The organism is Halomonas hibernica (genome assembly GCF_013183775.1).
Taxonomy (GTDB): domain Bacteria; phylum Pseudomonadota; class Gammaproteobacteria; order Pseudomonadales; family Halomonadaceae; genus Vreelandella; species Vreelandella citrativorans.
The window spans coordinates 249,645-267,450 of record NZ_VIFN01000002.1 but is presented as its reverse complement, the minus strand read 5'-3'; the positions used below and the strand labels follow the sequence as shown (position 1 = coordinate 267,450).

Here is a 17,806-nt window from a genome sequence, read left to right as displayed (position 1 = left end):
TTACCGCGTTGAGGAGAGACCCTATGTCAAACAACAACGATGCCAATTTGGTCCGTATGACTAACCAGATCGCCACCAACCTGGGCAGCGGTCGTGATGAAGAGGCAGCAGCAGCGGCTATCTGCCGTCACCTGGAAACCTTTTGGGCACGCTCAATGAAGCAGCGCCTTGTTGCCAGCCTGGCACTTGAGAGCGTGGAGTTTTCCCCCTTGGCACGCCGCGCTGCAACACTGCTGGCTACCCGGCTATCAGAACAGCAAGTCTCTCGTTAGCACATCACAATAAAAGCTCAATAACATTAGCTTTTAGTCTTGCCACAGCGACTTACACGAGAAGCTCAATGGTTTTAGCAAAAGTTAATAAAAATCATTATTTCCGTTAAAAATCGGACATTTCGAGTCTACTAGTTGCTATTTTAGAATATAAACCTGTTTCCATAACCCAAGTTAAGGTGTTTACCGAGCATAAGGTGCACTGTGTGGATGTGGTGGCCAAGGATGGCCCGTTTTTGGCAAAGATGCCGACCTACAGTTTAGCTGCCATGACCTTGTACCGCCTGGTCATGGCAGCTTTTTATTGCACTGCATTTTACTTTTTAACGTCACGTTACTTTGGCAGCCATGTCTCAATAGCGGCTGTCCCGCAGCGGATTTTCAACAGCGAACGTTCAAAGACAGCGTTTCAACCACTACGCCAGCGCTGCCTGAGGGCGCCGCTCATCCAGCATTCCTTTATCAAGAATAAAGCGAACAATCTCTTCAAGCCCTACGCCATCGTAAAGGTTGGTAAATACAAAGGGCCGCTCGCCGCGCATTTTCTTTGAATCACGCTCCATTACCTCTAACGACGCGTGCACCTGCTCGGCGATATCGATCTTGTTGATAATTAGTAGATCCGACTTGGTAATCCCCGGCCCACCCTTACGCGGAATTTTGTCTCCCGCCGAGACATCAATCACATAAAGCGTGAGGTCAGAAAGCTCGGGACTAAACGTCGCAGAAAGGTTATCTCCCCCAGACTCTACCAATACCAGCTCAAGCTTAGGATGGCGCGCCTGTAATTCATCGATAGCCGCCAGGTTCATCGAGGCGTCTTCACGAATCGCCGTATGCGGACACCCCCCGGTTTCGACGCCCAGAATGCGATCAGCGGCCAAGGCGTCATGCTTAAGCAGAAAGTCAGCGTCTTCGCGGGTATAAATATCGTTCGTCACCACCGCGATATCGTAATAGTCGCGCAGCGCCAGACAGAGCTGCTTGAGTAGCGCCGTTTTACCCGAACCAACGGGGCCGCCCACACCAATACGTAAACAGTGAGTCATGGTAAGTATCTCCTAACTTCTAAATAGGCGTGAATATTGAGTTTCGTGTAGGGCACTGGCTAGCGCCAGCCCCGGCAATATGGGGCCAAGGTCGTGATCGTCGAGCGTTAATGCTTCATCTACCGCGCTAACCAGCGGCGATCGCAGCTGTTCGATAATCCGCTGAGCGGCCGTATGCCCAAGAGGTAGCGCTTTACAGGCCACCGCCAGCTGGTTTTCAAGCCATGCCCAGCCAAATCCAAGTAACGCCTGGCGGCAAGGCACGCGCCGCATGTGCGCGGTAAAGGCAAAGAGCGTGACATAGCCTGCATGGGGCGGTAGTAAGCCATTTGGCAATAGCTCAAGACTTCCCAGCAAGCGCTTTAATGAAGCGCCCAGGCGGCTATCTTCAGCAGACAGCTCAGCGGTTTCTCGCGTAGCGGCCAGCCATTCATCCCACTGAGCTATCGCATCCCGGTCGGCGTGCTCAAAAGCATGGTACAAGCGGGCAATCAGCGGCAACTCACAAAGCGTCAGGCCATCTTCCAGTACGCCAGTGAGCCACTCCGCCAGGCTGGACTCGTCATTTACCCAGCCAAGTTCAAAGGCACTCTCAAGCCCTTGAGAGAATGCGAAGGCACCAATGGGCAGCGCCGGACTAACCAGCTGCAACAAGCCCAACAGCGCCAAGTCTCCCGTTGCAGCCTGCTCAGTGAGCATGATGATGCTCGTGCGGATGGTCGTGATCGTGAGCATGAGAATGCGAGTGGCCATGTCCGCCTATCTGATTATAGGCGCCCGGCTCTGGATCAAACGTGGCTTCGTGGTGTTCAAGCGTCGCGCCCAGCAACACAGCCAGTTCCTCCAATACGTGATCAGGTGGGAAGCGTACCCAACCGCCGCGCTCGTCTTCACCCAGCGCCAGCTGCACATGGCGGTTGCCCAAATGGTAGGCAAGCCGCGCCAAGGGTAAGCCATTCCTTATTCGTGCGGTCACCACCGGCTCAATAGCAGCGCACACGCGAATAACTTCGCCGCTTTCCGCTTTTAAGCCTTCGCCACTTCGCAGTACCGGGCCACGATCCAAAAACAGCCCCAGCGCCTGGCCATTGTCGCTTTCCGCTTTTAGGCGCCCGCGGGTGCGAAGTTCAAAGGGTAACGTAAGCGTATCGCTGGCTGCGCTTTCATCCACCGGGCCTAAACGTTCTATCAGTTTCAGCATAATTAACCTCTTGATCGACCAATGAGTTGAGCCTTTGCAATGAGCCTACGCCCCCGCAGGAGCAGCTCACACACCCCCTGTAGGAGTAGCTCTTGCACCCCCTGTAGGAGTAGCTCTTGCACCCCCTGTAGGAGCAGCTTCAGCTAGCGATGCCGTGCGCAGCGCTGCCGGGGTTGGTGGCTAACACCATGCACCGCGCCCCGCCACCCAAGGGCGGCTGCGCCGCCATCGCCGAGTGGAACTCAGCTCCTACCAGTTAAAGTGCATGCACCTCCCTCACGCCCCTCTGTAGGAGTAGCTCACCCCCCTGTAGGAGTAGCTTCAGCTAGCGACGCAGTGCGCAGCGCTGCCGGGGTTGGTGGCTAACACCATGCACCGCGCCCCGCCACACAAGGGCAGCTGCGCCGCCATCGCCGAGTGAACTCAGCTCCTACCGGTTAAAGTGCATGCATCCCCTGTAGGAGCAGCTTCAGCTAGCGATGCAGTGCGCAGCGCTGCCGGGGTTGGTGGCTAACACCATGCACCGCGCCCCGCCACCCAAGGGCGGCTACGCCGCCATCGCCGAGTGAACTCAGCTCCTACCGGTTAAAGTGCATGCACCCCCCGCCGGAGTAGCTCACACACCCCCTGTAGGAGTAGCTTCAGCTAGCGATGCAGTGCGCAGCACTGCCGGGGTTGCATCTAAAACAGGTGATAGCGCTGGGCCAGCGGCAGCTCGGTGGCGGGCTCGCAGGTCAAAAGCTCGCCGTCGCAGCGCACTTCATAGGTCTGCGGGTCCACGGTCAGCTCGGGGCAGGCGTCGTTGAGCTTCATATCCTTCTTGCGCACCCCACGGACGTTCTTGCACGCGGCAAGCGCACTCTGAAGTCCCAAGCGCTCCTTGAGGCCTGCATCAATCGCCGCCTGGCTGACAAAATTGAGCCGAGTTTGGCTGGCCGCGCGGCCAAAAGCGCCGAACATGCGCCGATAATGCACCGGCTGGGGCGTGGGGATTGAGGCGTTGGGATCGCCCATGGGGGCAGCAGCAATCATCCCGCCTTTCAATATCAACGAGGGCTTCACACCGAAAAACGCCGGCTTCCAGAGCACTAAATCCGCCAGTTTACCCACTTCAATAGAGCCCACCTCATGAGCGATACCGTGAGTAATTGCCGGGTTGATGGTGTATTTGGCGATATAGCGCTTGGCACGCAGGTTATCGGCACCCAAGGCTTCGTCTTCAGGTAGCAAGCCACGCTGTACTTTCATCTTGTGCGCGGTTTGCCAAGTGCGGCAGACCACTTCGCCTACCCGTCCCATTGCCTGAGAGTCGGAGGCGATCATCGAGATCACGCCCAAATCGTGCAGGATATCTTCGGCGGCAATCGTTTCACGGCGAATGCGTGAGTCGGCAAATGCCACGTCTTCGGGAATGTTGGGGTCCAAGTGGTGGCAGACCATGAGCATATCCAGATGCTCATCAATAGTATTCACCGTGTAGGGCCGCGTGGGGTTAGTGGATGACGGCAGCACGTACTCTTTGGAACACGCAGTGAGGATATCCGGCGCGTGCCCGCCGCCCGCGCCTTCAGTGTGGTAGGTGTGAATGCCGCGCTCTTTAAACGCCGCCGAAGTGTCTTCCACAAAGCCCGATTCGTTAAGCGTGTCGGTGTGAATGGCTATCTGCACGTCATAACGCTCGGCCACGCTCAGGCAGGTATCAATCGAGGCGGGCGTCGTGCCCCAGTCTTCGTGAAGCTTGAGGCCCATGGCGCCTGCTTCCAGCTGGGCTTCCAAAGCTTCCGGCAGGCTGGCATTACCTTTACCCAGCAGGCCGATGTTCATGGGCAGGTCATCCACTGCCTGAAGCATTTTGCCAAGGTGCCACGCGCCCGGCGTACAGGTGGTGGCATTCGACCCGGTGGCCGGACCGGTGCCGCCGCCCAGCATGGTAGTGACACCGCTCATCAGCGCTTCGTCTACCTGCTGGGGACAGATAAAGTGGATATGCGCGTCGATGCCACCTGCGGTCAGGATCTTGCCTTCGCCCGAGATAATTTCAGTGCCGGGGCCAATCACGATATCTACATCGGGCTGCACGTCAGGGTTGCCCGCTTTGCCAATCGCAGCAATACGTCCGTTCTGTAGCCCCACATCGGCTTTGACGATGCCCCACCAGTCGAGAATCAGCGCGTTAGTGATGACGGTGTCCATGACGGTTTCATCGTTACGTTGGCTCTGACCCATGCCATCGCGGATCACCTTGCCGCCGCCGAATTTGACCTCGTCGCCATAGTGGGTGGCATCTTTTTCAACCTCGATCCACAGCTCGGTATCGCCCAGGCGCACCCGGTCGCCTACCGTGGGGCCGTACATATCGGCGTAGGCCTGCCGACTAATCTTGTTACCCGGTTTCATTGTTTATCTCCGTCCAGCGGTCCCATTACCTCGCCACGAAAGCCATAGATTTCCCGCTTACCCACAAACGGAATCAGCGTGACTTCACGGGTCTGGCCAGGTTCAAAGCGGATCGCGGTACCTGCGGCGACATCAAGGCGAAAACCGCGGGTCTTGTCGCGATCAAACACGAGCGCCGGGTTGGCCTCGGCAAAGTGGTAGTGGGAGCCGAGCTGAATCGGTCGGTCGCCGGTGTTCGCCACGTCTACCGTGATGCGCTCGCGGCCTACGCACAGCTCGATATCACCCTCTTTTAACTGATACTGTCCTGGAATCATTGGGCCGGGAATCATGGCAGCCTCCTGATGGCTGATTGCTGGTTGCTGATAACTAGTTGATAGGCGTATGAACAGTCACGAGTTTCGTACCATCCGGGAAAGTGGCTTCGACCTGAACTTCGTCGACCATTTCAGCCACGCCTTCCATCACGTCATCACGGCCAAGAATCTCGCGCCCGTAGCTCATCAAATCAGCCACACTGCGACCATCCCGGGCACCTTCGATAATCTCGAAACTGATCAGCGCGACCGCTTCGGGATAATTGAGCTTTAATCCTCGCGCTTTGCGCCGCTCGGCAAGCTGGGCGGCGGAAAACAGCAACAGCTTGTCTTTATCTCTTGGGGTTAATTCCATAGAGCGTCTCCAACAGAGTCGATTAAGTTAACCAAATACGCGGAATATGGGCCTCACGCTCAATCCAGCGCGGGCGCAGCAATTTCCAGGCCTGTTCGCACAACGCCCAGGCTTCATTTCGCGAGTTACCCAGATAGCGCAGCAATAAAACGCCCTGGCGCACCGTTACCGCCCAGCGTGGATTATCCGGCAGGGCATTACGCAACTCCTCAATCGCCGCTGGCGCATCACTCATTCCCACCGCCCAAAGCGTGGCCTGCACCGTAGCGCCGCCCTGCCCCCAGCGTCCCGTAAAGCGCGGGTGTAACGGGTCTAACGGCTGGCGTTCTAGCCATAGCGGCTTGCCATCCAGCGTCAAACGAAAAAACTGTTCAATGCGCCCTGACAAGTACGGCAACTCGCTCGCGGGGCGACCCAAGGCCATGACTTCCCAGCCTAAACAGCGAGCACTACCATGAAGATCAATATGCGTACGCTGTTCACCTTTAGAGCCATCAAAGGCAATGGTTTCCTGAGGTAGCCACTCAAGCGTTGCGCTATCGGCGACCTCAAGCTCGGTACACTGGCTCTAGGCAACCCCCTGGCTGTCAGCCTTATAAAGCTTATTCGCCGCGGGGGTAGTCAGCAGGGCATGTGCGCCTTGCTCGACGTGCGCCTTGATGGTGAGCGCATCGCCGCTGACCAATCCTCCGGGTGGGTGCAGCACGTAGATATGGCACGCCTCCTGGCGGCCTTCAGGATAAAACGGCCGCTGGACCCGAAGTGGCCCCTGGTGACGTGCCTGGATTAACCGCGTAGCGCCATCGCGCTTGGCAAAACGCAGCGCCAGTGAGGCCGCCCAGTGGCGTTCCTGATCAAAGCGGTGGCCGGACGGTGTAGCGAGTTCGCGCAAGGTCATGGAAGACGATCGCATCCTTTTGAATAGGTCATAGCCTTTCAAATGCAAGGAATGCGCCAAAATGGTGAAAAGTGGACTTTTACTATCGCTGCAAAGTTTTAGCCGTCATAACCCATCAGCACTAACGGCTTTTTGCACCAAAAAAGATCATTAAAAGGGTCGGCCGCACCAAAAAGAACAAGTAGTTAACCGCCCCTTGTGTGTCAAAAGACCACACGCCCAACACTTCTTATTTGGGAACTTTCCGATACTATTGGGCCATCCTCCGTCAACAGCTTGTCTGTTGCCCACCAAGGTAGATGGCTTCGTGCAGTTACAATGCTCAGCAAACAAGCTCTGGTATCGCATTGCGCTTTGTATGGCGTTTGTGGCGATGCAGCTGCTGTTAGTTGGGCCGCTGATTTCACAGTATCAGTCCGATGGGCAACATCACGCACATCACGAAGCTAGTCATCACTCTAACCATCAAGGCGGCGGTCATCATCAACATACTGCCCCTCAAGCAAACCACCACCATGCGGGCCATGCTGATGAAGTAGAACCGATATTTAACTGGTTCCACCAATGTGGTTACTGTGCCATCTGGCAACAGTTCCCAACGGCGCATACCTCTCTCCCTCCGATCAGCTTACAAGCGTTTATTACGCATAATAAGCTGCTGACGCAACCGACGCAGGCTATAAAGTCCTGTGATAACTACCCCCACGCGCTAACGCGCGCTCCGCCCTTTTTTCGGATCGTGTAACGCCACATCGTCAGCCTTTTTAGCCTGAAGTTTGCTTCTGGCTGGCGTCTGTCTACACCCAAAAAAGGGATCATCATGCCGCATCTAACTATTGGGCATGGCGTCGTTACGCCTGCCCGCTTAAAAAAACGTTTTCAACGACACGTACTGACATTAAGCGTCGCTGCCGCATCGAGCGTTGTTGCTCAAGGCGTATGGGCACAGGCGACTGCCGCTCACCACGAGCATCATCATGCGTTAAACACGATGGTCGTGACCGCTGTACCGCTAAGCTCACCGCTCACGGTGGAAACCGACCCGCGTATACCGCGGCAACCGGCCCCTGCCAGCGACGGCGCCGACTATCTTCAGACCATCCCTGGGTTCTCTGCCATTCGCAATGGCGGCACCAACGGTGACCCGGTGTTCCGTGGCATGTTTGGCTCACGTCTTCGCGTGCTGACCAATGGCAGCCAAATGCTAGGCGCCTGCCCGGCAAGAATGGATGCGCCTACGTCTTATATCTCACCTGAAAATTACGACAGCCTCACCGTCACCAAAGGGCCGCAGTCCGTTCTGTGGGGCCCCGGCGCTTCAGCGGCAACGGTGCGCTTTGACCGCGGCCCGGAGGAGTTCGATGAAGCCGGTGTGCGAGTGGATGGCAGCGTCATGCTGGGTACCTATGGGCGCTTTGATCGCCGCATTGATGCCGCTTTAGGCAATAAAGACGGCTACCTGCGCATTACCGGCAATCAATCCGAAGCTAATGACTATCAGGATGGCGATGGCAACGCCGTGCCCTCGTTATGGGATAAGTGGAACGGTGACATAGCGCTTGGATGGACACCCGACAACGATACCTGGCTTGAAGTCACCGCAGGCCGAGGAAACGGCGAAGCGCGCTATGCCGGGCGAGGTATGGATGGCAGCAAATTTCTGCGCGAAACCGTGGGCATCCGTTTTCAGCGCGAGAATTTAGGTGAACACTGGAAACGTCTGGAAATGCAGGCCAACTATGCCTATGCCGACCATATTATGGATAACTTCACGCTGCGCTCACCGGGCAGCATGGACATGGGTGGTGGCATGGACATGGGCAGCGGCATGGACATGGGTGGTGGCATGGACATGGGCGGCGGCATGGACATGGGCAGCGGCATGGATATGGATGGCGGTATGGACATGAGTGACGGCATGGCCATGCGGCTAGACCGTCGCACCCGCAGCGCGCGCGTCGCATCAACGTGGGAGTGGGAAAACACCACGTGGACGGCCGGTGTCGATGTCGAGCATCAGGTACATCGCAATCTGGATGGCGAACACTGGCAGCCCGACTACGAGCAGACCCAGTTTGGCGCCTTCAGCGAAGTCACCCGTTTTATCGATGAACGTGACCGTCTTATTGGCGGCGCCCGCGTAGACCGCTACCGCGTCAGTGACGAAAGCCTGGACACAGCTACCACAGGCCTCACCCGCCGCGACACTCTGCCCAGCGCTTTTATCCGCTATGAGCAGGATTTAGCCTCAGCACCGGTCACCTGGTATGCCGGGGTCGGGCATGTGGAGCGCTTTCCCGATTACTGGGAATTGAGCTCTAGTCAGGCAGGCCCGGCCGGTAGTTTGAATGCCTTTGACGGTGTTCAACCCGAAAAAACCACCCAGTTGGATATAGGCGCGCAGTATAACGACCAGCGCTTAAGCGCATGGGTGTCCGGGTATGCAGGATACGTTAACGATTTCATCTTGTTTGATTACAACACCGCGGGCATGGGCGGTACTCAGATCGATAACATTGATGCTCAGATTGCGGGTGCCGAAGTGGGCGCTAGCTATCAACTAACCGACAACTGGGTAAGCAATGCCTCGCTGGCCTATGCCTGGGGGCGAAATGCCAACGACGATGAGGCATTACCACAGATCCCACCGCTGGAAGCCAAGGTCGGCCTGACCTATGCACACGATGACTACTCTGTGGGTGGCCTATGGCGTGGTGTTGCGGCACAAAACCGTATTGCGCTCGAAAAAGGCAATGTCGTCGGCCAGGATCTGGAATCGTCGTCAGGCTTCGGGGTGTTCTCGCTTAACGGTGCCTATCAAGCAAGCAACCACCTAACGCTAAGTGTGGGGGTGGATAACGTTTTCGATACCACCTACACCGAACACTTGAATCTGGCGGGTAATGCAGCCTTTGGCTATCCCGCTGATTTGGATCGCGGCATTAATGAGCCTGGCCGCATGGTGTGGGCACGGGCCGACTTCAGCTTCTGATTCATTCAGGTGCTCAGTAGAGCACCTGTTTACCCTTACCGCTTAAAACCACCAGGCTAGATGCCTGGTGGTCTGGAGAGACTTCATGTCGACCACGTCACCCCCACAAGAAGGTAAACGCAAGACCTTCGACCTGTATCGCGCCGTTTGGCGCTGGCACTTTTACGCCGGCCTTTTGGTTCTGCCGTTCATGATCACCCTGGCAATTACTGGGGGCCTTTATCTTTTCAAGGACGAACTGGATGCACTCATACACGCTGATGTGAAGCGCGTAGCCGTTCAAGAGGCGACGCTCCCTCCCTCTACGCTGGTAAGCGCAGCCCTTACGGCTCACCCTGGCACTGCCGTAAAATTCACCGACCCCGCCACGCCGAAAAGCTCGGCGGAGATCACAGTGAATACTGCCTCGGGCGAGCGGTTAGCCGTTTACGTCAATCCGTATACTGCCAATGTGCTGGGGGCGCTGGATGACCGCGGCACGGTGATGTGGACCGTTCGCTATCTGCACAGTTTGAAATACTTTGGACCTACAGCGCGCAAACTGATTGAAATAGCCGGCGGCTGGGCAACCCTGCTAGTGCTCACCGGCATTTACCTCTGGTGGCCACGGCGTAAAGGCAAAGGCGGCGTGATTAGCGTGCGCGGCAAGCCAAAAAGCCGCGTGTTCTGGCGTGATCTGCATGCCGTGCTGGGTATTTTTGTCGGTGGGTTTATCGTCTTTCTGGCGATCACCGGAATGCCTTGGTCGGGCGTGTGGGGCGCGCAGGTTAATCAGTGGGCTAACGGTAACAATTTCGGCTACCCCTCTGGTGTGCGCGTTGAAGTGCCCATGTCGGAAGCGCGTTTAAACGCGCAAAGCCCGACAAACTGGTCACTCGAACAGGCACAAATTCCAGAATCCACACAGGGACCAGGCCAGGCAACGAGCATTGGCCTTGACGGCGCTGTCGCCATCTTCGATGAGCTGGGATTGCATCATGGCTATGCGGTCAGCCTGCCCACCACAGAGACCGGCGTGTACACCGGATCAGTCTATCCTAATGACCTTAGCCAACAGCGCGTGGTGCATCTTGATCAGTACAGCGGCGAGCGCTTGATCGACATGAGCTACTCCGATTACGGGCCCCTGGGTCGCTGGTTGGAATTTGGTATCAACGTGCATATGGGCCAGCAGTTTGGTCTGGCCAACCAACTGCTCTTTTTGACCGTGTGCGTGGCGATTATCCTGCTGGCGGTATCGGCCGCAGTAATGTGGTGGAAGCGCCGCCCCTCACGCGCAATGGGCGTACCGCCACTACCGGCAGACAAACGCGTTTTCCGGGGTCTGATTGCCATTCTGGCGATAGGCGGATTGATTTTCCCGCTGGTAGGCGCGTCGTTGATCGTCATGCTGCTGCTTGATTGGCTGATTGTGCGCCCGCTCCAGGAGCGGAGGCTGGTTAACCAGCCAAGGTAACACCTCAGTTTCTATCACTCCCTCTTTCTGGCCCCCTTGGGGCCAGAAGCTCAGGTTTATCTAAATCTCAATTTACGCCTCTCGCTCTATCTTTCCCGCTACTCACACGCGCCACAGAATAGCCACTATCGGTATGCCTTCAAGTATCGAACGATGCCAGCGCAAGACCCGTTGATGCCTTGGCCAACTAAAGCGATACATTAATAGCGCATTTGCGCTTATTGCCTCATAAACTCATGCCTATTTCAGTCTACCTCAGCACGTTTATCCGCTTGACATTAAATTATTTGCGCCACAAACTTAGCCGAGGCTATACTTGTTTCCACAGCGCAAAATGATTACACGGAGTAACACTGCTTCGTCTACTATCTACCTCATGTCGAGTCTGGAGCTTAATAATGGCAACAAAACATGCTGTGATTCTATTGGGAATGCTGCCTTTCAGTACCTTGGCAGCGGCTGATGAAACGCCCCTCAACGTGGTGGCAACCATTGGCATGATTGCCGATGTGGCACAGGAGGTAGGCGGCGAATGCGTTAGCGTCCAGGCCATGATGGGCCCCGGGATCGACCCGCATCTTTTCCAGGCCAGCGCCAGCGATGTTTCGCTGTTGCGCGGCGCCGAACAGATTCTTTACTCGGGCTACGCCCTGGAAGGCCAGCTGGGTTCGGTGCTGGAAAATTTCTCTTCGCGCACCCCGACGCTTGCTGTCGCGCCCTCTTCGATCGACCCTTCATCGCTGATTACCGCGCAGGATATCTACGGCATCGATCCGCACCTGTGGATGGATGTTTCGCTTTGGGCGCAAACGCTGCCGACGCTAAGCGATACCTTTATTGAAGCGCGCCCCGACTGCGCGGATACTATTGAGGCCAACACCGAACGATACCAGACCGAACTGTTGGCGCTCCACAAGTGGGTCAAGGAGAGTATCGCGACCATTCCCGAGAGTCAGCGCGTGCTGGTGACCGCCCACGATGCGTTTAGCTACTATGGGCGCGCCTACGATATCGACGTTGAAGGTATTCAAGGCATCAGCACCGAAACCGAAACCGGCATTGCCGATATCCGCAACATGGCGACGAGTGTGGTAGAGCGCGACGTACCGGCGGTGTTCGTTGAAAGCACCATCAATCCGCGCACCGTCCAGGCGGTGATCGACGCGGCCAAGCAGCGTGGCCATGACGTTGTGGTTGGCGGCGAGCTTTATTCCGACGCCATGGGCGATGACGGTACCGTCGACGGCACCTATATGGGTATGATCTACCGTAATACCCAGCATATCGTTAACGCACTCGGCGGCACACTTTCCCCACTGCCCGATGAGCTCAACGACTGGGCAAGCGAGTGGCAGCTCGACCAACAGGGATAAAAGGGCATACTCTCGATGGTAACATCTGCAAGTGCCGAGCCCGCTCTCAGCATCAACAATTTGACCGTGAGCTATCACAACCAGCCCGTGCTTTGGGATATCAATCTCGATATCCCGGCGGGCGTGATGGCGGGAATTGTCGGCCCCAACGGCGCAGGCAAAAGCACGCTGATCAAAAGCCTTTTAGGGCTGGTGCCATCGCTTTCCGGCGAGGTGCTGGTGCACGGCAAGCCTTATGCCGCCCAGCGCAAGCGAGTGGGCTACGTGCCCCAGCGCTCGAGCGTGGATTGGGACTTTCCCACCACCGCGCTCGATGTGGTGACCATGGGCCTTTACGGGCGCCTTGGCTGGTTCAAGCGCCCCGGGCGCCGAGAACGTAAAGAGGCGATGGACGCGCTCGACATGGTCAGCATGAGCGAGCTTGCCCACCGCCAGATCAGCCAGCTTTCCGGCGGCCAGCAACAACGCGTGTTTCTGGCCCGCGCACTGGTGCAACAGGCCGACGTTTACTTTCTGGACGAACCCATGGCCGGGGTCGATGCCACCACCGAACGGGCGATCATCGATATACTGCGCCGCCTGCGTGATGCGGGAAAGACGCTTATCGTCGTCCACCACGATCTGCAAACTGTCGGTACCTACTTCGACTGGCTATTGCTACTGAACGTGCGCGTGATTGCCAGTGGCGACGCCAAAGACGTTTTCAAGATCGACAACCTCCGCCAGGCCTACGGCGGCCAGATCGCGCTGCTGGGTGACCACGAGTCATTAACGTTTCCCGCCTCAAAAGTGACCTGACCCATGCAGTGGCTCGAACTTCTATCGGATTATACCTTTCAAAACGTGGTGATCGGCGCCTCGCTTCTGGGCCTGATCAGCGGCCCCTTGGGCTGCTTTGCGGTGCTGCGCCGTCAAAGCCTGCTGGGCGACGCCATCTCCCACGCGGCTCTTCCGGGAATATGCCTGAGCTTCATCATTACCGGCAGCCGCGATATTGGCGGCATCATGATCGGCTCGCTTGCTACCGGCTCTCTTGCCGCGCTGATCATGCTGCTGCTCACCCGCAAAAGCCGCCTGAAAACCGATGCGGGGCTAGGCGTTTGCCTGAGCCTCTTCTTTGCCGTTGGTATCGTGCTGCTCACCTACATTCAAGGCACCAGCAACGCCGCCCAGGGCGGGCTTGAGGCCTTTTTATTCGGCCAGGCCGCCGCCACGCTGCGCTCGGATCTGTGGGTGATGGGTGGCGTGACGCTGGTAACGCTTTCGCTGCTCGCCGCCTTCTGGAAGCAGGCCAAGCTGGTCACGTTCGACGCCGAGTACGCCCGAACGCTTGGCATGCCCGCCACGGCCATCGAGGCGACACTGACCGCCATGGTCGCACTGGCGGTGGTGGTCGGCTTGCAGATGGTCGGCGTCATTTTGATGGCGGCGATGATCGTTGCCCCGGCGGCGGCCGCGCGCCAGTGGAGCCGCCACCTGGGCACCATGCTTGCCATCGCGGCGGGCGTGGGTATCGTCAGCGGAGTCTCCGGCGCGACGATCAGCACGCTGTCGCGCGGGCTTGCTACCGGCCCGCTGATCGTACTAACCGCCACGGCCATCGTGCTGCTGTCGCTGGCGCTGGCGCCAGGGCGCGGGCTTTTATGGGGCATCATGAAACACTACCTCCAGAAAGCCGAGCTTCAAAAACGCCAGCTTCTCTACACGCTATATAAACACCCGGCCCGGCCTGCATCACGGCGTTTATCGCTGAGCGCACGGCTCACCCTTGCCCTGTTAAAACGCCAAGGCTACCTGACCCGCTCACAAGGTGAAGCGGACTGGGGGCTGACGACAACAGGGCAGGCAAAAGCGCGCCAGGTGGTCGCCACGTTCGAGGAGGTCGCGCCATGATCGCAGAGCTTCTCAACAGTACCGCGCTTCCCATCATTCTGGTCGGCGCCATGGTGGGTATCGCCTCATCAGCGGTGGGCACGTTTTTGGTGCTGCGCGGCAACAGCATGCTGTCGGATGCCATCAGCCATTCGATCGTGTTCGGCATCGTGATCGTCTGGATACTGACCAAGCAGCAGAGCGGGCCGGTGCAGCTCATCGGCGCCGCGCTGACCGGGCTTTTGACAGTATTTCTCACCGAGGCGCTGGCCAATACCAAGCGGGTGAAGCAGGACGCCGCCATCGGACTGGTGTTCCCAGCACTCTTCTCCATTGGCGTGTTACTACTCAATATCTACGCCCACGACGTGCATATCGACACCCACACCGTGCTGTTGGGTGAAATCGGGTTTGTCTGGCTGGATACCGTCGAGCTTTTCGGCCTGCCGATTCCCCAGGCGCTGGTCTCGATGAGCGTAATGACGCTGCTCAACTACGCGTTTATCGGGCTCTTCTATAAAGAGCTGAAGCTCGCCACCTTCGATCCCGCGCTGGCCAAAACCTTTGGCTTCATGCCGACGATCCTGTTCTATGTACTTTTGATGCTGACCAGCTCCACCGCCGTGGCGGCCTTCGACGCCGTGGGGGCGGTGCTGTTCATCGCCTTTGCCATTGTTCCCGCCTCCGCCGCCTATTTGCTGACTGACCGCCTGTGGATGATGTTCATTTTCGGCGCGCTGATCTCGATCGCCTCGAGCATTTCCGGCTATTTCCTCGCGGTGCATTTCAACGTCTCCATCGGTGGCATGATGGCGGTAATGACCGGCGTATTTCTGATACTGGCCTTTTTGGGCGGGCCGCGCTACGGGCTGATTACCCAAATGCTGAAGCGCCGCCGGGCGCGGCAGGCGCCGATGGAGCCGCCTTCATTGTTTTGAAAGGCTAAACGCCAGACCAGGGCGCCACTTGCAACGACGAAGACGCACGCTTTTATAAAGGCCCTATCCACGTGAGCGCTCGTTCAGTATTACTAGCGCACCAGTAATAAGCGCTCGCATACCTTCCTCTAATTCCGCCTCCATTTCGGCCTCCTCCAGGCCGCGGCTCGCCCCCTCGACAGGCTCTTTCCCCACTACCGAATAAATCGTATCGGCGACGGAAAAGCATTGAAAAGCTATAGTCGCCAGAAGCCAGCGAGCTTGCTCCTGGGAGATATCATAAACCTCAGCAATATGGTTTTGATGTGCACGAATTTTTTCAATCATGGGCTGAGTGGCAGCCAAGCGACGGATCACATAGGGCGTTAATCCTGGGTGAGCTTTGACAAACTCGCTTATCGATGCGGCAAAAGTGGATAGATACTCTTTCAATTCCCCGGGCGCATCATTGGAAGCTCGTGGAATATTCCAACGTTGAAATATTTCTTCGGCCACTAAGCATTTCAGCGCCTTTAAATTGGGCACATGCTTATAAAGCGCCATATGGCTGATGCCTAGCGCGCTGGCCACCCCGACAAAGGTGATGTTGGGTAGGCCGATTTCGATACCCGCATTCGCAATACGCTCAAGCGTGATGGTAGGCGGCCGCCCGCGTGCTTTAACTGGCTGTTGCGTGGTCATATTGCATCCTTAATCGCTGACGTTCCTTATCTAGCCACTCACTCACTTTAGGGTCAATTAGTTGATTGGCATGCAATTATATTAATTAGTTTATTGCCATGAAACTAATTATCTATTAGCCTATTTAAACGCGACTAATTCTCGTTACAAACTACTGCTATGCAGGTTCGATAATCCCCTATGGCCGAGTCATAACGCTTCATGAGCACGCACGATACATCGAGATCCCAAGGTAAGAGCCCCATCAGCCAAGTGTTGGCCCCTATACGCACACGGCTTTTTGCCGCGGCAATGCTGGCGGGCATCGGCACGATATTAACGATGGTGCCGCTTGCCGGTATGGCACATATCGCCAAGATTCTTGTGTCTGATCCAGGCGCCGCCTGGGAGTTATCAACCGCCAGCATGCGTGAAATCGGCTGGGTGGTAGCAGCCAGCATCGTGAGCCTCTTTGTCGGCATGGGGTGCATGTTTCTCGGCGAGCTGGTAGCGCACCTGGCGGATAACAAACTCACCTACCAGCTACGCTTGGCTGTTATGCGACGCTTGTCCCAAGCACCGCTTGGCTGGTTTACCAGCCGCGCATCCGGCGACGTAAAACAGGCGATGCAAGACGATATTGCGACGCTGCACAGCCTGACCGCGCACTTTTACACGGCGGTAGGACGCGCGTTTGGCGCCTTACTGATCTCGGTGGTCTACCTGATCATGCTGGATTGGAAAATCGCCGTTATTACGTTACTGCCTCTTCCCGGTTTCTTTCTTTTCCTGCGCCGACTCATGCAAGCCAGCAAAGCCAATATGGGTGAGTTTATTGCCCAGCTTGAGCGCATGAATAACGCCATTAATGAATTTGTCTGCGGCATTCCCGTCGTCAAGGCCTTCGGTACGACCGGACAAGCCTATCGTGGCTACCAAGCAGCAGTGGATAGCTTTGCCCATGCATTTGAGCAATTTACCCGCCCTCTGGTCGCTTCTATGGCACATGTTCATGCGATGGTGACAACGGTGACGATATTGGGACTGGCGCTCACGGTTGGCATATTTTGCGTCGCCAACGGCTGGTCAGAACCGGTCGATCTGTTGCCATTCATTCTAGTAGCCCCCGGTATCTGTGCTCCGTTACTGCTGCTGCATACCTTGCTGCACGACTTAGGCAGTGCCGTTGGCGCCGCCCAACGCGTCATGGCACTGCTTGAAACGCCGGTATTGCCATCAATCCCCTCCAGTGAGTGCCAGCTCCCCAACGATCATGAAGTTCGCTTTGAAAATGTCAGTTACGTCTATAACAATGCCCAAAACGGGCTATCGAACCTGCACTTTACTCTTGCACCTGGCAGCGTTACGGCGATTGTTGGCCCTTCGGGGGCAGGCAAATCCACCCTGGCACGCCTGATGCTGCGCTTTTTTGACCCCACCCATGGGCGCATTACGTTAGGCGGGGTGGATCTGCGCCATCTTGAGATGTCAACGCTCTACCAGCGGATTGGTTTTGTTCTGCAGGACGTGCGTCTGATCCATGCCAGCATTCGAGACAACATTGCGTTGGGCCGCCCTTCGGCCAGCCAACAGGAAATCGAGGATGCCGCTCGCGCGGCGAATATTCACGAACGTATCGCCGCACTCCCTAACGGCTATCGATCGATGGTTGGCGAGGATATTCAACTGTCAGGTGGCGAGCAACAGCGCGTCAGTATTGCCCGCGCCATGTTACTTGATCCGCCTCTATTGGTGCTGGACGAGCCGACAGCAGCGGTTGACGCCAGCAATGAGCTGGCCATCCAGCAGGCTCTGTCGCGTTTAACCCGGGGGCGGACGCTTGTGATTATTTCGCATCACCTAAAGTCGATCATCCACGCCGACCATATTCTGGTACTCGATGGCGGCACGGTTGCTGAGCAAGGCAATCACGACCAGCTACTGGCCAGCAATGACCTTTATGCTCGCCTTTGGGCACTGGAAGAGAAAACAAACTCACTGGAATCGAAGGTGGCAGCGTGCTGAA

The 17,806-nt window shown here is 56.8% G+C and carries 16 protein-coding genes and 1 pseudogene; 8 read left to right on the top strand and 9 right to left on the bottom strand.

The features are described 5' to 3' along the window. Nucleotides 1–23 precede the first annotated feature (23 nt). On the top strand, nucleotides 24–272 hold the full coding sequence (locus FKN99_RS05535; RefSeq protein ID WP_087110736.1) for a formate dehydrogenase subunit delta: 249 nt from the start codon (nucleotides 24–26) through the stop codon (nucleotides 270–272). 416 nt (nucleotides 273–688) lie between these two features. Here the strand turns inward: FKN99_RS05535 and ureG are convergent, their stop codons facing one another. From ureG to FKN99_RS17865, 8 genes and pseudogenes are all read right to left on the bottom strand, one after another. Then, complete coding sequence (ureG, locus tag FKN99_RS05530; RefSeq protein ID WP_087110734.1) at nucleotides 689–1,321, bottom strand: urease accessory protein UreG; 633 nt, start codon at nucleotides 1,319–1,321, stop codon at nucleotides 689–691. A gap of 12 nt (nucleotides 1,322–1,333) precedes the next feature. Next, nucleotides 1,334–2,020, bottom strand: a complete 687-nt coding sequence (locus FKN99_RS05525) for an urease accessory protein UreF (RefSeq protein ID WP_172117036.1) — start codon at nucleotides 2,018–2,020, stop codon at nucleotides 1,334–1,336. Continuing rightward, nucleotides 2,010–2,522 carry an urease accessory protein UreE gene (ureE, locus tag FKN99_RS05520; protein WP_172116961.1) on the bottom strand — a complete coding sequence of 171 codons (513 nt, stop codon included), beginning with the start codon at nucleotides 2,520–2,522 and terminating at the stop codon, nucleotides 2,010–2,012. Before ureE ends, FKN99_RS05525 begins: the two co-directional genes overlap by 11 nt. A 681-nt stretch (nucleotides 2,523–3,203) precedes the next feature. Beyond that, nucleotides 3,204–4,919, bottom strand: a complete 1,716-nt coding sequence (ureC, locus tag FKN99_RS05515) for an urease subunit alpha (RefSeq protein WP_172116960.1) — start codon at nucleotides 4,917–4,919, stop codon at nucleotides 3,204–3,206. Beyond that, the gene (locus FKN99_RS05510; RefSeq protein WP_172117035.1) at nucleotides 4,916–5,236 is read right to left on the bottom strand and encodes an urease subunit beta; all 321 of its coding nucleotides are present in this window, start codon (nucleotides 5,234–5,236) and stop codon (nucleotides 4,916–4,918) included. The genes ureC and FKN99_RS05510 overlap by 4 nt, the downstream gene beginning before the upstream one ends. 52 nt (nucleotides 5,237–5,288) lie before the next feature. Further along, on the bottom strand, nucleotides 5,289–5,591 hold the full coding sequence (locus tag FKN99_RS05505) for an urease subunit gamma (protein WP_172116959.1): 303 nt from the start codon (nucleotides 5,589–5,591) through the stop codon (nucleotides 5,289–5,291). A 22-nt stretch (nucleotides 5,592–5,613) separates the two neighbouring features. After that, nucleotides 5,614–6,489, bottom strand: a pseudogene (locus tag FKN99_RS05500) (urease accessory protein UreD). A 403-nt stretch (nucleotides 6,490–6,892) separates the two neighbouring features. Beyond that, on the bottom strand, nucleotides 6,893–7,096 hold the full coding sequence (locus FKN99_RS17865; RefSeq protein WP_253926969.1) for a hypothetical protein: 204 nt from the start codon (nucleotides 7,094–7,096) through the stop codon (nucleotides 6,893–6,895). Between the two features lie 213 nt (nucleotides 7,097–7,309). On the opposite strand from FKN99_RS17865, the gene FKN99_RS05490 reads away from it, so the two are divergent. From FKN99_RS05490 to FKN99_RS05465, 6 genes are all read left to right on the top strand, one after another. Continuing rightward, nucleotides 7,310–9,481, top strand: a complete 2,172-nt coding sequence (locus tag FKN99_RS05490) for a TonB-dependent receptor domain-containing protein (RefSeq protein ID WP_172116957.1) — start codon at nucleotides 7,310–7,312, stop codon at nucleotides 9,479–9,481. Between the two features lie 85 nt (nucleotides 9,482–9,566). Continuing rightward, nucleotides 9,567–10,937, top strand: a complete 1,371-nt coding sequence (locus tag FKN99_RS05485) for a PepSY-associated TM helix domain-containing protein (protein WP_087110715.1) — start codon at nucleotides 9,567–9,569, stop codon at nucleotides 10,935–10,937. Nucleotides 10,938–11,335: 398 nt separating this feature from the next. Then, entirely contained in the window at nucleotides 11,336–12,310 is a 975-nt protein-coding gene (locus FKN99_RS05480; RefSeq protein WP_087110713.1) for a metal ABC transporter solute-binding protein, Zn/Mn family, read from the top strand. Between the two features lie 15 nt (nucleotides 12,311–12,325). Beyond that, on the top strand, nucleotides 12,326–13,108 hold the full coding sequence (locus FKN99_RS05475; protein ID WP_087110711.1) for a metal ABC transporter ATP-binding protein: 783 nt from the start codon (nucleotides 12,326–12,328) through the stop codon (nucleotides 13,106–13,108). Nucleotides 13,109–13,111: 3 nt separating this feature from the next. Continuing rightward, the gene (locus FKN99_RS05470; protein WP_087110709.1) at nucleotides 13,112–14,203 is read left to right on the top strand and encodes a metal ABC transporter permease; all 1,092 of its coding nucleotides are present in this window, start codon (nucleotides 13,112–13,114) and stop codon (nucleotides 14,201–14,203) included. Next, nucleotides 14,200–15,120 carry a metal ABC transporter permease gene (locus tag FKN99_RS05465; protein ID WP_087110707.1) on the top strand — a complete coding sequence of 307 codons (921 nt, stop codon included), beginning with the start codon at nucleotides 14,200–14,202 and terminating at the stop codon, nucleotides 15,118–15,120. Before FKN99_RS05470 ends, FKN99_RS05465 begins: the two co-directional genes overlap by 4 nt. A gap of 63 nt (nucleotides 15,121–15,183) precedes the next feature. Here FKN99_RS05465 and FKN99_RS05460 read toward each other — a convergent pair whose 3' ends face one another. Further along, nucleotides 15,184–15,801 carry a TetR/AcrR family transcriptional regulator gene (locus FKN99_RS05460; RefSeq protein WP_087110705.1) on the bottom strand — a complete coding sequence of 206 codons (618 nt, stop codon included), beginning with the start codon at nucleotides 15,799–15,801 and terminating at the stop codon, nucleotides 15,184–15,186. A 201-nt stretch (nucleotides 15,802–16,002) separates the two neighbouring features. Between FKN99_RS05460 and FKN99_RS05455 the strand changes: the two genes are divergently transcribed. Beyond that, nucleotides 16,003–17,805 carry an ABC transporter ATP-binding protein gene (locus FKN99_RS05455; RefSeq protein WP_087110703.1) on the top strand — a complete coding sequence of 601 codons (1,803 nt, stop codon included), beginning with the start codon at nucleotides 16,003–16,005 and terminating at the stop codon, nucleotides 17,803–17,805. Nucleotide 17,806 lies beyond the last annotated feature (1 nt).

What these genes read in the sequence shown, in the direction of transcription:
- FKN99_RS05535 (WP_087110736.1), top strand. Translation starts at nt 24, where the DNA reads ATGTCAAACAACAACGATGCCAATTTGGTCCGTATGACTAACCAGATC.
- ureG (WP_087110734.1), bottom strand. Translation starts at nt 1,321, where the DNA reads ATGACTCACTGTTTACGTATTGGTGTGGGCGGCCCCGTTGGTTCGGGT.
- FKN99_RS05525 (WP_172117036.1), bottom strand. Translation starts at nt 2,020, where the DNA reads ATGCTCACTGAGCAGGCTGCAACGGGAGACTTGGCGCTGTTGGGCTTG.
- ureE (WP_172116961.1), bottom strand. Translation starts at nt 2,522, where the DNA reads ATGCTGAAACTGATAGAACGTTTAGGCCCGGTGGATGAAAGCGCAGCC.
- ureC (WP_172116960.1), bottom strand. Translation starts at nt 4,919, where the DNA reads ATGAAACCGGGTAACAAGATTAGTCGGCAGGCCTACGCCGATATGTAC.
- FKN99_RS05510 (WP_172117035.1), bottom strand. Translation starts at nt 5,236, where the DNA reads ATGATTCCAGGACAGTATCAGTTAAAAGAGGGTGATATCGAGCTGTGC.
- FKN99_RS05505 (WP_172116959.1), bottom strand. Translation starts at nt 5,591, where the DNA reads ATGGAATTAACCCCAAGAGATAAAGACAAGCTGTTGCTGTTTTCCGCC.
- FKN99_RS17865 (WP_253926969.1), bottom strand. Translation starts at nt 7,096, where the DNA reads ATGCGCCGTTGGGAACTGTTGCCAGATGGCACAGTAACCACATTGGTG.
- FKN99_RS05490 (WP_172116957.1), top strand. Translation starts at nt 7,310, where the DNA reads ATGCCGCATCTAACTATTGGGCATGGCGTCGTTACGCCTGCCCGCTTA.
- FKN99_RS05485 (WP_087110715.1), top strand. Translation starts at nt 9,567, where the DNA reads ATGTCGACCACGTCACCCCCACAAGAAGGTAAACGCAAGACCTTCGAC.
- FKN99_RS05480 (WP_087110713.1), top strand. Translation starts at nt 11,336, where the DNA reads ATGGCAACAAAACATGCTGTGATTCTATTGGGAATGCTGCCTTTCAGT.
- FKN99_RS05475 (WP_087110711.1), top strand. Translation starts at nt 12,326, where the DNA reads ATGGTAACATCTGCAAGTGCCGAGCCCGCTCTCAGCATCAACAATTTG.
- FKN99_RS05470 (WP_087110709.1), top strand. Translation starts at nt 13,112, where the DNA reads ATGCAGTGGCTCGAACTTCTATCGGATTATACCTTTCAAAACGTGGTG.
- FKN99_RS05465 (WP_087110707.1), top strand. Translation starts at nt 14,200, where the DNA reads ATGATCGCAGAGCTTCTCAACAGTACCGCGCTTCCCATCATTCTGGTC.
- FKN99_RS05460 (WP_087110705.1), bottom strand. Translation starts at nt 15,801, where the DNA reads ATGACCACGCAACAGCCAGTTAAAGCACGCGGGCGGCCGCCTACCATC.
- FKN99_RS05455 (WP_087110703.1), top strand. Translation starts at nt 16,003, where the DNA reads ATGAGCACGCACGATACATCGAGATCCCAAGGTAAGAGCCCCATCAGC.